This is a genomic window from Bacillus sp. SCT118 (assembly GCF_058566435.1).
Genome location: NZ_CP191225.1, coordinates 923,360 through 937,725 on the forward strand (window position 1 = coordinate 923,360; position 14,366 = coordinate 937,725).

At 46.3% G+C, this 14,366-nt stretch carries 16 protein-coding genes; 12 read left to right on the forward strand and 4 right to left on the reverse strand.

Features of this window, described 5'->3' with window-relative positions:
• Window positions 1-59 precede the first annotated feature (59 nt).
• The gene (gene pucR / locus ACQVGT_RS04615) at window positions 60-1,655 is read right to left on the reverse strand and encodes a purine catabolism transcriptional regulator PucR (protein WP_014477890.1); all 1,596 of its coding nucleotides are present in this window, start codon (window positions 1,653-1,655) and stop codon (window positions 60-62) included.
• A 174-nt stretch (window positions 1,656-1,829) separates the two neighbouring features.
• Between pucR and ACQVGT_RS04620 the strand changes: the two genes are divergently transcribed.
• From ACQVGT_RS04620 to yunB, 7 genes are all read left to right on the forward strand, one after another.
• Window positions 1,830-3,170 (forward strand): allantoinase, encoded by a 1,341-nt coding sequence (locus ACQVGT_RS04620; RefSeq protein ID WP_015483655.1) that lies wholly within the window; start codon window positions 1,830-1,832, stop codon window positions 3,168-3,170.
• A gap of 96 nt (window positions 3,171-3,266) precedes the next feature.
• The gene (locus ACQVGT_RS04625) at window positions 3,267-3,614 is read left to right on the forward strand and encodes a YunG family protein (protein WP_015483654.1); all 348 of its coding nucleotides are present in this window, start codon (window positions 3,267-3,269) and stop codon (window positions 3,612-3,614) included.
• A gap of 37 nt (window positions 3,615-3,651) precedes the next feature.
• Complete coding sequence (locus ACQVGT_RS04630) at window positions 3,652-4,500, forward strand: DUF72 domain-containing protein (protein ID WP_003243895.1); 849 nt, start codon at window positions 3,652-3,654, stop codon at window positions 4,498-4,500.
• A 17-nt stretch (window positions 4,501-4,517) separates the two neighbouring features.
• Window positions 4,518-5,339, forward strand: coding sequence for a sulfite exporter TauE/SafE family protein (locus ACQVGT_RS04635; RefSeq protein WP_015384560.1), 822 nt, complete (start codon window positions 4,518-4,520; stop codon window positions 5,337-5,339).
• A gap of 19 nt (window positions 5,340-5,358) precedes the next feature.
• Entirely contained in the window at window positions 5,359-6,747 is a 1,389-nt protein-coding gene (locus tag ACQVGT_RS04640; protein ID WP_015483653.1) for a bifunctional metallophosphatase/5'-nucleotidase, read from the forward strand.
• Between the two features lie 64 nt (window positions 6,748-6,811).
• Complete coding sequence (locus ACQVGT_RS04645; protein WP_015384558.1) at window positions 6,812-7,117, forward strand: YunC family protein; 306 nt, start codon at window positions 6,812-6,814, stop codon at window positions 7,115-7,117.
• A gap of 72 nt (window positions 7,118-7,189) precedes the next feature.
• Window positions 7,190-7,957: a sporulation protein YunB gene (gene yunB, locus ACQVGT_RS04650; protein ID WP_015483652.1), complete on the forward strand. Its 768-nt coding sequence runs from the start codon at window positions 7,190-7,192 to the stop codon at window positions 7,955-7,957.
• A gap of 27 nt (window positions 7,958-7,984) precedes the next feature.
• Here the strand turns inward: yunB and lytH are convergent, their stop codons facing one another.
• On the reverse strand, window positions 7,985-8,965 hold the full coding sequence (lytH, locus tag ACQVGT_RS04655) for an L-Ala--D-Glu endopeptidase (protein ID WP_015483651.1): 981 nt from the start codon (window positions 8,963-8,965) through the stop codon (window positions 7,985-7,987).
• A 234-nt stretch (window positions 8,966-9,199) separates the two neighbouring features.
• On the opposite strand from lytH, the gene lipA reads away from it, so the two are divergent.
• Window positions 9,200-10,096: a lipoyl synthase gene (lipA, locus tag ACQVGT_RS04660; RefSeq protein WP_015384555.1), complete on the forward strand. Its 897-nt coding sequence runs from the start codon at window positions 9,200-9,202 to the stop codon at window positions 10,094-10,096.
• Between the two features lie 15 nt (window positions 10,097-10,111).
• Here the strand turns inward: lipA and ACQVGT_RS04665 are convergent, their stop codons facing one another.
• Complete coding sequence (locus ACQVGT_RS04665; RefSeq protein ID WP_015384554.1) at window positions 10,112-10,744, reverse strand: YhcN/YlaJ family sporulation lipoprotein; 633 nt, start codon at window positions 10,742-10,744, stop codon at window positions 10,112-10,114.
• 114 nt (window positions 10,745-10,858) lie between these two features.
• On the opposite strand from ACQVGT_RS04665, the gene ACQVGT_RS04670 reads away from it, so the two are divergent.
• The 3 genes from ACQVGT_RS04670 to nucF are packed head-to-tail and all read left to right on the forward strand — an operon-like array spanning window position 10,859 to window position 12,391.
• Window positions 10,859-11,134, forward strand: coding sequence for a YutD family protein (locus tag ACQVGT_RS04670; RefSeq protein WP_003228682.1), 276 nt, complete (start codon window positions 10,859-10,861; stop codon window positions 11,132-11,134).
• A 23-nt stretch (window positions 11,135-11,157) separates the two neighbouring features.
• On the forward strand, window positions 11,158-11,592 hold the full coding sequence (locus ACQVGT_RS04675) for a DUF86 domain-containing protein (protein ID WP_015384552.1): 435 nt from the start codon (window positions 11,158-11,160) through the stop codon (window positions 11,590-11,592).
• A gap of 28 nt (window positions 11,593-11,620) precedes the next feature.
• Window positions 11,621-12,391, forward strand: a complete 771-nt coding sequence (gene nucF, locus ACQVGT_RS04680; RefSeq protein WP_003243196.1) for a 5' nucleotidase NucF — start codon at window positions 11,621-11,623, stop codon at window positions 12,389-12,391.
• A gap of 228 nt (window positions 12,392-12,619) precedes the next feature.
• Here the strand turns inward: nucF and ACQVGT_RS04685 are convergent, their stop codons facing one another.
• Window positions 12,620-13,120: a phosphatidylglycerophosphatase A family protein gene (locus ACQVGT_RS04685; RefSeq protein ID WP_003243814.1), complete on the reverse strand. Its 501-nt coding sequence runs from the start codon at window positions 13,118-13,120 to the stop codon at window positions 12,620-12,622.
• Window positions 13,121-13,272: 152 nt separating this feature from the next.
• Between ACQVGT_RS04685 and cotNH the strand changes: the two genes are divergently transcribed.
• Complete coding sequence (gene cotNH, locus ACQVGT_RS04690; RefSeq protein ID WP_015483650.1) at window positions 13,273-14,292, forward strand: spore coat-associated protein CotNH; 1,020 nt, start codon at window positions 13,273-13,275, stop codon at window positions 14,290-14,292.
• The last annotated feature ends 74 nt before the right edge of the window (window positions 14,293-14,366 follow it).

The following is a 14,366-nucleotide window of genomic DNA, read 5'->3' on the forward strand; positions in this document are numbered from 1 at the left end:
AGGTGTGATTGCTGAAAGTGACGAAAAATGATTCGTTTTGTAAGAAAATGTAACAAACATTAGCTGATCAGCCGCTGCATACGTAAGGCAAGCCGCAAACGCATCGTTGTTTCAGGATCTTTTAAGCTTTTACCCAGAAGCTCTTCGCATTTTTCAAGGCGGTATATGACCGTATTGCGATGAACGTACAGACGCTTTGCCGTCTCTGAAATTTGGCAGTGTGTCTCTAAATAGACGGAAAGCGTATGAAGCAGGCTTTGATCCTCCTGCTGTTTTTCAGCGAGGCTCTGAAGCGTGGAGTTGTAAAATTTCTTCAAATCCTCAACCGGGAGCAAGCGCAGAAGCTCAGGCACATCTTTGGCGTGATACACCTGGATAAATGCGGTGCTTCTTGACAAATGCCCCGATTGCAGAGCATCAGAAGCTTCTGTGAAAGCGTCGGGAACATCAATGAGCTTTTGGCATATATTGCTGATGCCAAAGGACACGGTTCGTTTAAATTGAGCGCTGACCTGTGTTTGAAACTGTTCTAAAAAGCTGATCACCGAGGCGTGCATTTCACTCCAGCTGTCTGTCGCCTCGATTAGAATAATGCCGACATTTCCTTTCATAAAGAAGTGAGGCGGAAACGGGAAGGCTGATAGTTCACCTTCAAGAAATTCGAATACGCTGTCGGAAGCGAGCTGATTTTCTGTAAAACTGATTGATTCATCATTCCGATCGAGTTTGCCGGCAATGCACATGTATTTTTGATCCCAGCGCAGCTTGAATTCTTTCGCCCGGTTTTTGATTTCGTCATCTGAAGAAAAGGACCGCTCAATAAAATTGTTGAAAAACTCATTGCGGGCCCGCCGGCTGAACTGCTTCAGCGCATTTTCCTTCAGCAGTTCAAAGGAAATGACGTTGGCCGCTTGTTCAATCGTGAGGATCAATCCTTTGTCGCCTGCCTGCACCATGTCCGGTATCAGCAGGTAGCCGCAGTTTTTTTCGTGATTATAAATAGGCAGGACAGAATATGTTTTCTGATCTGAGATTGTAGAGAAACAAGTGAAAAATGGCCCGGATACGGTATTCAGGGTGCCTTTCAGCTTTTCGGTCTCAACTGAAATCTGATGAGACGCAGACAGCATTTTGGCATGCTGGTCAAGCAGCAGCACGGGAAGCTGAAGGAGGTCTGACACCTTTTTAAGGAGGGATTGCAGCCCCTTGCCGCTCATAATGTGGTTTGTGAATTTTTTGTGCGCGTAAATGGCTTGCTGCAGCTCGTTAGAACGCATATCGAGAATGTGGCTGAGTGTGGCATTTACAATATCGCCGAGGCGGATGTGTTCTGGAAGTTCAATGATCGGAAACGCATATGAATCGGCCAGTTCGATGATTTCCTTCGGGATATCTTCCAGATAGCGCTTTGTTTTAATGCCGAGGCCCGCGCAGCCGCGTTTTGCCATTTGCCGAATCAGTTCAGATAATTGATGCGGGTGATCCTTCAGGTGATAGGCGGTGGTGACGAGCAATTCATTCTTATGCAAAAAGTCTGCGATATCCGGAGCGTCCATCATATTGACATGCTGAACCTCTCTTTCCCCTCCTGCTTTTCCAGCGATTAAATTGGCGTTTTCAAAAGCCGGTATTTTCATCACATCAAAAATATTCATAGCGCATTCTCCTTTTCTATAAAAACATTGGTTAAGGTGAATAATTTTCAATAGGAATTCTAGCGGTTTTGCTGATGTAATACGATCATAGTAGCAGTAAACTGTTGAAAATAGAACTGGTTGTGTTACATAAACTGACATGAAAAATCGTCATCCTGACATGGGGGGATCAATATGGCTTACGATATGGTGATAAAAGGTGCGAAGGCAGTTACGCCAGATGGCGTTATAGAAGCTGAGATTGCAGTTCAAAACGGTGTCATTGCCGAGATAGGTTCTGACATTGAAGCAAGCGGGACGGAAATCATCCAGGCAGACGGGAAATACGTGTTTCCTGGTGTGATAGACTGCCATGTTCATTTTAATGAACCAGGCAGGGAGGATTGGGAGGGGTTTGAAACAGGTTCTCAAATGATGGCCGCAGGCGGTTGCACCACCTATTTTGATATGCCGCTCAACTGTATTCCATCAACCGTGACGGCAGAGCATCTTCTCGCAAAAGCTGAGCTAGGCAGGCAAAAATCTGCCGTGGATTTTGCGCTATGGGGCGGCCTTGTGCCAGGCCATATCGAGGACATCCGTCCGATGGCTGAAGCGGGAGCGATCGGGTTTAAAGCGTTTTTATCAAAGTCAGGCACTGATGAGTTCCGCTCTGTTGATGAACGGACATTGCTCAAAGGCATGGCAGAAATCGCGGCTGCAGGAAAAATCCTCGCTCTCCACGCGGAAAGCGACGCGATCACAAGCTACTTGCAGATGGTTTTGGCCAATAAAGGAAAGGTGGATGCGGATGCGTACGCCGCCTCCCGCCCGGAGGAAGCAGAAGTTGAAGCGGTGTATCGCACGATTCAGTATGCGAAGGTGACAGGCTGTCCGGTTCATTTTGTCCATATCAGCACGGCGAAAGCGGTCCGGCTGATCAGAGAGGCGAAACAGGAAGGTCTTGATGTTTCGGTTGAAACATGCCCGCATTATGTCTTGTTCAGCCATGACGATTTACGGCAAAGGGGCTCTGTCGCAAAATGCGCGCCTCCGCTCCGGTCACGGCAATCAAAAGAGACGCTGATCGAGACGCTCATTGCCGGGGATATTGACATGGTTTCCTCAGACCATTCCCCCTGCCGTCCATCCTTGAAACGGGAGGATAACATGTTTTTATCATGGGGCGGAATCAGCGGCGGGCAGTTCACTTTATTAGGAATGCTGGAACTGGCGCTTGAGCATCAGATTCCGTTTGAAACCATCGCAGAATGGACAGCGGCGGCCCCTGCAAAACGATTCGGCCTTCAGAAAAAAGGGCGGCTTGAGGCGGGGTGTGATGCAGATTTCGTGCTCGTCAGCATGGAGCCGTACACTGTTACAAGAGAATCGATGTTTGCAAAGCATAAAAAAAGCATTTACGAAGGACATACATTTCCCTGCAGCATTTCGGCCACTTACAGCAAAGGCCGGTGCGTGTACAATGACGGGGAAAAAGTCACTGAAATTGACGGAGCTCTGGTCGTTCCTTCGTAAGCCCGGCGGATTTTACCGCCGGGTTTTTTGATTTCCTCCGTTCTAGTTTTTAAAATCTCATCAACGTGGTATCTTTTTTAAAAGGAGGCGGAGGCAATGGAACATGTTAAATACATACTTAAGCAATCTTGGTCGCGCCATACGAGCTCTAAATGGACGGAAGAATGCCCGGCATGCGGCCAATGCGGCGTGACGGCATTGGTGATTCAAGACCATTTCGGCGGCACGATTTTCAAAACAAAAGTCGGTGAGAGCTGGCATTTTTATAACAGCATCATGGGTGTGATGTACGATTTTACGAGTGAGCAGTTTCAGGCGCCTATTGAATATCAGCATATTCCTTCCTCAAGAGAAGAGGCGTTTTTAGATACGAATGAGGAACAATATCAGCATCTTCGTTCTGCATTTTCCCGCCATATGTACAGCATTTCCGAGGAAACCTGAAAACACGTGTGATAAACTGGAAGAGAGGTGAATGAGTGTGATTTATATCGGACTGACGGGGTGGGGGGATCATGACAGCATCTATCCGCCGAAAACGGCCAGCCAGAAAAAATTGCAGGCCTATTCCTCCCATTTTCCGATCGTGGAATTAGACGCGAGCTTTTACGCGATTCAGCCGGCGCGCAATAATGAAAAGTGGGTGAAGGAAACGCCCGAAACCTTCCAATTTATCGTGAAAGCATATCAAGGCATGACAGGGCATCAGCGCGGCGAAATTCCCTTTGACTCAAAAGAGGAGATGTTTGATGCGTTTAAGGTGTCTTTAACGCCATATTTACATAGCAATAAGCTCGCCATGGTGCTGTTTCAATTTCCGCCGTGGTTTGACTGCAAGAAGGAGAATGTCGCCTATTTGAGATGGTGCAAGCACCAAATGGGAGATATTCCTTGTGCGCTTGAATTCAGAAACCGTTCCTGGTTCTCGCCGCCATTTTATGAGCAGACGCTTTCATTTATGAAAGCGGAAGGCTGGATTCACAGTGTCTGTGATGAACCGCAAATCGGAGAAGGCAGCGTTCCGACTGTGTTGCGCGCCACCGATGAAAACAAAACGCTCGTCAGGTTTCACGGACGCAACAAGCAGGGCTGGATGAAGCCTGATGGCGGGAAAAACTGGCGGGAGGTCAGGTACTTATACCGCTACAACCAACAGGAGCTGGAGGATTGGAAAAAGCACCTGAATGAATTGCAGCAGCAATGTAAGGATGTTTTTGTCCTGTTCAACAACAATTCCGGCGGTGACGCCGCGGATAATGGCAAGCAGATGCTTGAACTGCTTGATATCGAGTACAGCGGACTTGCTCCGAGACAGCTCGATTTATTTTAGAAAAGAGGTTTTTATTGATGTCGTTTGTGATTTTGGTCGTACTGGGATTAATCGCAGGTACGGTAGGAAGTCTGATCGGGCTTGGCGGCGGAATTGTCATTGTGCCGTCTCTGATGTTTTTAAGCACAGTGACGCAGCTGTTTCAGGATGTGACGCCGCAGGTTGCGATTGGAACTTCGCTTTTGGTCATTATTTTTACGGGCCTTTCTTCAACTTTGGCTTATATTAAATATAAAACCGTTGATTATAAGAGCGGGCTCATTTTCTTTATCGGTTCGGGTCCCGGCAGCATGATCGGGGCTTACGTGTCAAAGCTGTTCAATTCAAACTCGTTTTCCGTTTGGTTTGGCATTTTTATGATTCTGATTTCATTATCCTTAATGCTGAAAGCGAAAGCCCGGCCGGTCAATAAAGCGCACAAAGGAATTATCCGGACATTTCAGGATGATGCCGGTGAGCCTTATACGTACTCATATCAGGCCTCTGTCGGTATTGCCATTGCCTTTGTTGTCGGTTTTTTAGGCGGACTTTTCGGTATAGGCGGCGGATCACTGATGGTTCCGGCGATGATGCTGTTATTTCTGTTTCCGCCGAAGGTTGCGGTGGCAACGTCCATGTTTATTATTTTCCTGTCTTCTATGACAGGGTCTGTTTCACATATGATTTCCGGGCACGTCAATTGGCTTTACGCCCTCGCGCTTGTGCCCGGCGCTTGGTTCGGCGGAAAGCTTGGCGCCGCCATCAACAGAAAAATGCAGACGAAAACGATCGTTATGATCATGCGGATCGTATTGATTTTGATCGGCTGCCAGCTCATTTATGAAGGCATTTTCAGCTGAACGATTAGGGAGAGATATTATGAAGGAGAAGCTCCGCTTATATCATACAAATGATTTGCACAGCCATTTTGAAAACTGGCCGAAAATTGTAGATTATATCGAGCAGAAAAGAAAAGAGCATCAGTCATACGGCGAAGAGACGCTCGTTTTTGATATTGGCGATCATCTTGATCGTTTTCAATTCGTGACAGAGGCGACATTCGGAAAAGCGAATGTCGATCTCTTAAACCGCCTTCACATTGATGGAGCGGCGATCGGCAATAACGAAGGGATTACGCTTCCGCATGAAGAGCTTGCTGCCTTATATGATCATGCTGAATTTCCTGTCATCGTCTCTAACCTGTTTGATAAAAATGGAAACCGTCCGTCCTGGGCGGTGCCTTACCATATCAAATCATTGAAAAACGGTATGTCCATTGCTTTCTTAGGTGTAACTGTGCCGTATTATCCTGTTTATGACAAGCTGGGATGGACAGTAACGGATGCCCTTGAAAGCATAAAGGAAACCATTCAGGAAGTGAAAGGGCAGGCTGATATTATCGTTCTGCTGTCACATTTAGGCATTCTTGATGATCAAGCAGTGGCTGAAGCGGTACCTGAGATTGATGTAATCCTCGAATCACATACCCATCATTTGCTTGAAGATGGACAAGTGGTTAATGGGGTACTGCTGGCCAGCGCCGAGAAATACGGGCATTATGTCGGCTGTGTAGAAATCACGGTGGACAGCGTACAGCGAAGCATCATCAGCAAAACGGCTTCTGTGCAGAACATGGCGGAATGGACAGGAGAATCCGCAGAAACAAAAGCGTTTCTCAATGAAAAAGAACGTGAAGCCGAGGCGAAGCTGTCCGATGCCGTTGCAGAGCTTGCACAAGATGCTGAGGTGAAGTGGTTTGAAGAATCAGAGCTGCCTTTGCTTTTGGCGTACGCCTTAAAGGAATGGTGCGAGACGGACATCAGTATGGTCAATTCAGGTGTCATTCTCGGTCCGCTAAAAGCAGGTCCTGTGACAAAGCTGGATCTGCACCGCATCTGTCCGCATCCGATCAACCCGGTGGCTGTCCGCCTGACGGGAGAAGAATTGAAGGAAACCATTGTCCATGCCGCTTCCGAACAAGTGGAGCAGCTCCGGATCAAAGGACTCGGCTTCCGCGGAGAAGTGATGGGGAAAATGGTGTATGCCGGCGTTGAGGTAGAAACGAAACGGCTCGATGACGGGATCACCCACGTCACCCGGATCACACTGAACGGGGAAGATATTGAAAAACATAAACAATACTCCGTTGCGGTGCTTGATATGTTTACGCTCGGCAAACTGTTTCCGTTGATTCGCGACGCTGCAGAAAAAGAATATTTTATGCCGGAATTTTTGCGGGATCTGCTTGCTTGGAAGCTTGCGCAATAAGGCAGTCAGCCCACAACAAGCTGTGCCCTTCATCATAAAGTGATGAATGAAGGGAGTGGTTGACGTGGTAAATCTGACACCGATCATGATAGAAGGACAGCCTTTTACAGCTGTGACAGTGAAACTTCCAAAAACGAATTTTATGGCCGTCACCAATGATCACGGATACATTATGTGCGGCGCGCTAGATGTGGCGCTGCTGAATGAAAAATTAAAGGAGCGCGGCATTGTGGCGGGTCGCGCAGTTGGTGTCCGCACCATTGACCAGCTGTTAGACGCACCTTTAGAATCCATCACGTACGCCGCAGAAGATCTTGGCATCAAAGTCGGCATGAGCGGCAGAGAAGCGCTTTTAAAAATGGTGAGATAAAATAAATTGGCCCCGGCTATTACTATGTCCCCTCTTACAAGCATACATTGTGATATGTAAGGGGGGATTTTCTTGCCAAGATATCGCGGCCCTTTTCGCAAGAGAGGACCTTTGCCTTTCCGTTACGTGATGCTCCTGTCAGTTGTCTTTTTTATCCTGTCAACAACGGTCAGCCTTTGGATGATCAATGGCTCGATCAAACCTGTTTTAATGGACATCGGCGAGATGGAAACGAAGCGTATAGCGACAGAGGTGATCCAGGATTCGATTGAGGACTATATGTCTGACAGTGAAAATATGAAAGATATGTTTCAAATGAATTCTGATGAAAACGGAAACTTAACGACAATCGATTTTAATACACAGGTTGTAAACAGTGTGAAAACAAAAGTGACAAAGCAGCTTCAGGCTCATTTGAAAGAGATGGAAACCCATACCGGACACAGCGGCGCCAGTGAAAACATTATGATCAACATTCCGCTGGGACAGGTAACCGGCAACAGCCTTCTTGGAAACCTCGGGCCGAAAATCCCGGTCCGGTTCAATTTAATCGGTGACGCTTTTACAGATGTCAAAACTAAGATCAAGCCGTATGGCATAAATAACGCACTTATTGATATCAGCATCTTTGTCGAAATTAAAGTGAAGGTCATCATTCCATTTGCCAGCAAAACCGCTGTCGTCACAAATAATGTTCCTGTATCGATTAAAGCAGTGCAGGGCGAAGTGCCGCAGTTTTATAATGGAAGCGGCGGCTCGGGTGTCACGCCTTCTGTCCAGCTCCCGAGCAGCAAAGAAGAAGACGGTGCTGATTCAAAAAAAGAAAAAAGCAGCAAATAAGCCGCCTGTCGAAGAGGCGGCTTTTTGTTACTTCTTTTTTTGGTATTCATATCGCTCCCACGCCCTCAAATGCGGGTATGGATCAAATGACCATTCGGTTCTTCCGTTATCTTTGTACATGCCATAGTGCAGATGCGGCGGGAACTTCCCGGCGGTTCCCGGCGGGCCGTATCCGGAGCTGCCGACTGATCCGATCACTTGGCCAGGCTCAACGATTTGTCCTGTTTTAATCCCTTTGGCAAACCCATTGAGATGGGCAAAATAATGATACGTATTGTTAATGTCCCTGATGCCGATTCTCCATCCTCCGAAGCGGTTCCAGCCCTTCATTTCAACTACACCGTAACATGTGGATTTGACAGGAAGGCCGTAATGGGCAAAGATATCCGTACCTTCATGAATCCGCCTTCCTCCGAAGCCGCGGGCATCTCCCCACGTGCTTCGATAGCTGTAATCGGTTCTGATCGGAAGCGGGAATGCATGCTCGCCCAGATCAATATGGCCGTAGGCTTTAAACAGCTTCATGAATTCAGATATGATCCCCACTGTCTGATCACGCCGGTAATAATTCCAAAGCCCGATCCGGATGTTGTCTTCATCTGTGCCATACGACAGTAAGTATTGGCTGAACGTATACAAAATATCTTCATCGTTGCTGACCTCGGCTTTCCCGTCTCCATCGCCATCCATTCCGATTCCGTCAAACACTTTAATGCTTAACGGCGCATCATCTTTCGGATTCGGGTTTTCAGGCCCGCTCCAGATGTCATCGGGTATATAGATGCTGATGATTCCCGCCTTGTCAGGCAGATCTTTCCGGTTGCTCCGCACGTTTTCTTCGTACTGATCAACAGCGGCGAGCGCATACCAAGGGATCTGCGTCACAGCTTCGATTTTATGATATAATTCCATCCGTTTCGACAGCACTGGATCTGAAAGCTTTGTTCCAGACGCAGAAGGCTCAAATGCAAACAAAAGGAGAAGAAGAGCGGATAACAAAACTTTCACAAAATAATCTCCTTTCATATTGAATACACATAGTTTGCGGCAACCCGGCTTAAAAATGTCAGTAATCATCTTCCCTTGTCGAGAAATTTTTCCTATGTTAAAGTGTCTAAAGAAAAGACTTTCTTTAGTTAGAAAAACATTATTTTTGTTGCAGAACTAAAACCTGCACCTTTCTCGTTTTCAGAATGTTTCGTGTCAGAAATTGAGTATATTGGATATTGGAGATGATGGGAATTGGCAAAGAAAGACGAACACCTCAGAAAGCCCGAATGGCTTAAAATTAAATTAAATACAAATGAAAACTATACAGGGCTCAAAAAACTCATGCGGGAAAACAACCTTCATACCGTATGCGAAGAAGCAAAATGTCCGAATATTCATGAATGCTGGGCGGTCAGACGTACAGCGACATTTATGATTTTAGGTTCTGTTTGTACAAGAGCATGCCGTTTCTGTGCTGTCAAAACAGGCCTTCCAACTGAGCTTGACCTGCAAGAGCCGGAACGCGTAGCGGATTCAGTCGCGCTTATGAATTTGAAACACGCGGTCATTACGGCTGTTGCGCGTGACGATCAGAAAGATGGCGGGGCAGGCATTTTCGCGGAAACGGTCCGTGTGATCCGCAGAAAAAGCCCGTTCACAACAATTGAGGTACTGCCGTCTGATATGGGCGGAAACTACGATAACCTAAAAACCTTAATGGATACACGCCCAGACATCCTGAATCACAATATCGAAACGGTTCGCCGCCTGACGCCAAGAGTCCGCGCGCGTGCGACGTACGACCGTTCATTGGAATTTTTGCGCCGTGCGAAGGAAATGCAGCCTGACATTCCGACAAAATCAAGTATCATGATCGGACTCGGCGAAACAAAAGAAGAGATTATTGAAGTAATGGACGACCTTTTGGCGAACAACGTGGATATTATGGCAATCGGCCAATATCTGCAGCCGACGAAGAAACACTTGAAAGTCCAAAAATACTACCATCCTGATGAATTTGCAGAATTAAAAGAAATCGCGATGCAAAAAGGCTTCAGCCATTGTGAAGCCGGTCCGCTTGTCCGTTCCTCTTACCATGCGGATGAACAAGTAAACGAAGCATCTAAAAAGCGTCAAGCACAAGCATAATGCCAAAACGCCAGATCATCTGGCGTTTTTGTCATTCCTATCGATTTTCATGTCCTGACGCGTTTCTCCATTGGCATTTTCATTCTCTGAGACAGGGCTTCCTTGCGGGGAGGTTTTCATTTCTTGAATCGTCCCCGACATGATCTCTCTAATATCCCTTGAACCAGAGCCGAGATTGCTGTAATTTTCGACGGACTGCATATGGTTTGGATTATCGGAAATATACACGTGATAGTATCGCGGTATCACGGAAGCCGCTGTTTTTTTCACCTGATCGGCGGTCAGCTCCCGGTTTTTAGAATCGGTTTTGTATACGACAAGCGCTTCTCGGTCAGTCACCAATGTCGCAGCATCTTGAATATGGGGGAGCTGAACCGTTAAACTTGATATCATGTGAGCGGTTTCTTCCCGGTTCATCACCGGCGTTTTCTGCTGGTCTCCGTCAAATTGTTCTTTTTGATAGCGGACATAGCCAAATTGTTCGTTCTCATTATGCCTGTTAAAAGCCTCGTTGCGGTCCGACACATGAATGGGTTTGGTTTGATTCTGCGTCTGATTCCGGACATTTTGGGCATTATCCAATCCTGCGCCTCCGCACCCGGATAAAAGTCCAGTCAGCAGGCAGAAGCTGACAGCGGTTCGTTTCATTTATAAATCCCTCCTCATGTGTAGGGTAGCCAAATCGCATGATTTATTCTTTAGCAATTGATGGGGACGGGGCAATGAATTATGATAGGAATGAGTGAAAAAGAGGTGAGATTCATGATTCTTATTCAAAATGCCGAATTTGAATTGGTGCACAATTTCAAAGACGGCTTCAACGAAGAGGCTTTTAAAGCCCGCTACTCCGATATATTAAATAAATACGATTATATTGTGGGAGACTGGGGATACGGTCAGTTAAGGCTCAAGGGCTTCTTTGACGACCAGAATCAAAAGGCAACCTTCGAAACGAAAATCAGCACATTAGATGAATATATTTACGAATACTGCAATTTCGGCTGTGCGTATTTTGTCTTGAAACGGATCAGAAAATAAATATACACAAAGGGGATGCTGTCATGTATTTTGTTGACAGAAGCAAAATCGAGAAAACACTAGGATTCTTCGAGCACCAGCTGGCGCTATTTGACTCACAAACAGACTGGCAGTCTGAAATCGGGGGATTGGCACTTCAGCGTATAGGCCATCTGTTAATCGAATGCATTTTGGATACAGGCAATGACATGATTGACGGCTTTATTATGCGGGACCCGGGCAGCTATGACGACATTATGGATATACTTGTTGATGAGAAAGTTGTCACGGAAAAAGAGGGTGCTGAGCTCAAAAAATTGATCGCCTACCGCAAAACGTTGGTTCAACAGTATCTGCTCGCTGACAGCGGCGAGCTTTACAGGCTGATCAAGGCGCATCAAACAGCTCTTCAGGACTTCCCGAAACGGATCAGAAGCTATTTGGAAACAGAGCTAGGGCCTGTTTCCGCGTTTAAATAACAACTGGAAAGCCACAGGAGTGTTGGATATGAAAACATATAAAGGGTATTTAATTGATTTAGACGGAACGATGTACAATGGCACGGAAAAAATCGAGGAAGCGTGTGAATTTGTCAGAACGCTGAAAGATCGCGGCGTTCCTTATCTTTTCGTGACAAACAACTCTTCGCGCACACCGAAGCAGGTAGCGGACAAGCTCGTGTCTTTTGATATTCCGGCAACAGAAGAGCAGGTCTTCACGACCAGCATGGCAACTGCCCAGCACATTGCACAGCAGAAAAAAGACGCGTCTGTGTATGTGATTGGGGAGGAAGGAATCCGCCAGGCGATTGAAGAAAACGGCCTGACATTTGGCGGAGAAAACGCGGACTTTGTCGTTGTTGGCATCGATCGTTCCATTACATACGAAAAATTTGCTGTCGGCTGCCTGGCAATCAGAAATGGTGCCCGCTTTATTTCCACTAATGGAGATATTGCGATTCCGACTGAAAGAGGGCTTCTGCCGGGAAACGGTTCACTGACATCGGTGTTAACCGTATCTACAGGTGTACAGCCTGTATTTATCGGCAAGCCGGAATCAATTATTATGGAGCAGGCGATGCGCGTTCTCGGCACAGATGTGTCTGAAACACTCATGGTTGGCGACAACTACGCCACTGATATTATGGCCGGCATTAACGCGGGTATGGATACGCTGCTCGTTCACACAGGCGTAACGAAAAGAGAACATATGACAGACGATATGGAAAAACCGACTCACGCCATTGACTCTCTGACTGAATGGATTCCATACATTTGAAAAAAGGGCACCCAAAAAAGGTACCCTTACAGATTGATGACAAAATCCTAAAACGTTTTCGTTTTAGGATTTTGTCATCTTTTCAGCGTGATTGAAAACCTTTGAAGTCTAGGAAGGCCGAGCACCGGAGCACGGCGAATGTTGAAATTCGTGAGCACCGAAGCGCAGGCCTGACAACGAATGCGAGGGTTTGTCGACACGCTGAAAGGGCACCCTAAAAGGGTGCCCTTATTCTGTATGCCGCGCGCGGTGTGCAAGTCTGCTTGAAGCCGCGGCGGAAATCGCTCCGACGATGTCATCTAAAAAGGTATGGCATTCACCGGTTGATTTATCATTCAATCGTTTAAGGATTCCGGGTTTTTCTTTGTCGATGTAACCGTAGTTCGTAAACCCGATCGATCCGTAAATGTTCACAATGGAAAATGCCAGAACTTCATCTACTCCATATAGGCTTTCATCTATTTCCAGCATCGTTTGCAGCGGTTCAGACAGTTTTTTCTGCTCAGCAAGAACATCCAATTCAATGCCCGTTAAAATCGCGTTTTGCACCTCGCGTTTTGCGAGAACACGATTGACGTTCAGCGTGCATTCATCAATGGTTAAATCCGGATGATATTTTTTCTGCAGAAAAAAGACAAGCTCGGCAATGTCTGATACCTCAACGCCGCGCTCCTTCATCCGTGCTCTTGCTTTAGCTTCCATCTGACTGAATTGTTCGTTTTCTGACATCAGCTTCACCCAATCTTTTTTACTAGTTTATACAAAATGCTTGAGAAGTTTACGACTTTTTCTTGCGCCTTCTTCGGATTAAAATATGTATTCATAATTCCGGCTGTGTATGACTACGATGTGATGAGCCCTAATTCAACAGGCAGGTGATCATGGTGAAAGGTACAATAAAAGAAAAATACGGCATTCACATCAGGCAGCTTTCCATGTACCAGCACACATATCAATGCTTTCAGACGCCTAATTCATACTTTCTGATTGTTCCCGTTTCCCAATTCTCAGAAACAGAGCTGGCGGAGCTTTATTACATGAGTCAGTATTTACAAGAACAAAGTGACCCATACGTCTCGGTTTTTATCTTTACAAAAGAAGGTGAGCTGACATTTGAACATGAGGGAAAAACGTACGCTCTGCTGAAGGCGGCCCCCCCTTATTCAAACAGGGCGTTCTCCATTGGAGCGGAGCTGTCGGAATTTCACCGAAAAGGCCGAGGATATCCGTATGAGGTGAAGGCAGCCGGAAGAATCGGCCAGTGGAAGGATCTGTGGGGAAAACGAATTGATCAGCTGGAAGCATTTTGGCAGAGAAAGGTTCAGACCCCTCCGCATGAGCCATTCGATAAAAAAATGATCGAATCATTTTCATATTATTTAGGACTGTCAGAAAACGCGATACAATATTTAGTGGACACTGAGCTGGATGACAAGCCCCAAGCCGCTGATTCAGGAACGATATGCCATCAGCGGATGGAAAGGCATACATGGTCACCCGAATCACTGATCAGAATTCCGGCTGATTGGGTGTTTGACCATGCTTCCCGTGATTTGGCTGAATATATGAGGCATACGTTTTTGCATCACAGACAAGATTTTAATCAGCAGGGCTTTCTCTTTTTACAGGAATACGAGCAAGTCACACCGCTGTCTTCGTTTTCGAAACGCCTTTTATACAGCCGTCTGCTTTTCCCGCTTCATTATTTTGAAATCGTGGAAAGCTATTACATGTCATCAGAATCAGAAAAGCATTATTTTGAAGAACAGCTTGACTTCATTCTTAATGACTGTGGGCGTTATGAACAATTTCTCAATACAGCGCAGGAATTCATGAATATGCGGGCGCAGAAGCTGTTTGTTCCCCGCGTCAGCTGGCTCGGCAAAGGCAGCTCAGGGTGAGGAGAAAATCTGACAAAAATAATTAGAAAATAAAGAATCTTGTCATATCAATGCATTAAGCGTTTACATTCACA

What these genes read in the sequence shown, in the direction of transcription:
- cotNH (WP_015483650.1), top strand. Translation starts at nt 13,273, where the DNA reads ATGGTGAAAGGTACAATAAAAGAAAAATACGGCATTCACATCAGGCAG.
- ACQVGT_RS04670 (WP_003228682.1), top strand. Translation starts at nt 10,859, where the DNA reads ATGATTCTTATTCAAAATGCCGAATTTGAATTGGTGCACAATTTCAAA.
- ACQVGT_RS04665 (WP_015384554.1), bottom strand. Translation starts at nt 10,744, where the DNA reads ATGAAACGAACCGCTGTCAGCTTCTGCCTGCTGACTGGACTTTTATCC.
- ACQVGT_RS04625 (WP_015483654.1), top strand. Translation starts at nt 3,267, where the DNA reads ATGGAACATGTTAAATACATACTTAAGCAATCTTGGTCGCGCCATACG.
- ACQVGT_RS04675 (WP_015384552.1), top strand. Translation starts at nt 11,158, where the DNA reads ATGTATTTTGTTGACAGAAGCAAAATCGAGAAAACACTAGGATTCTTC.
- ACQVGT_RS04640 (WP_015483653.1), top strand. Translation starts at nt 5,359, where the DNA reads ATGAAGGAGAAGCTCCGCTTATATCATACAAATGATTTGCACAGCCAT.
- ACQVGT_RS04635 (WP_015384560.1), top strand. Translation starts at nt 4,518, where the DNA reads ATGTCGTTTGTGATTTTGGTCGTACTGGGATTAATCGCAGGTACGGTA.
- ACQVGT_RS04620 (WP_015483655.1), top strand. Translation starts at nt 1,830, where the DNA reads ATGGCTTACGATATGGTGATAAAAGGTGCGAAGGCAGTTACGCCAGAT.
- pucR (WP_014477890.1), bottom strand. Translation starts at nt 1,655, where the DNA reads ATGAATATTTTTGATGTGATGAAAATACCGGCTTTTGAAAACGCCAAT.
- ACQVGT_RS04685 (WP_003243814.1), bottom strand. Translation starts at nt 13,120, where the DNA reads ATGTCAGAAAACGAACAATTCAGTCAGATGGAAGCTAAAGCAAGAGCA.
- nucF (WP_003243196.1), top strand. Translation starts at nt 11,621, where the DNA reads ATGAAAACATATAAAGGGTATTTAATTGATTTAGACGGAACGATGTAC.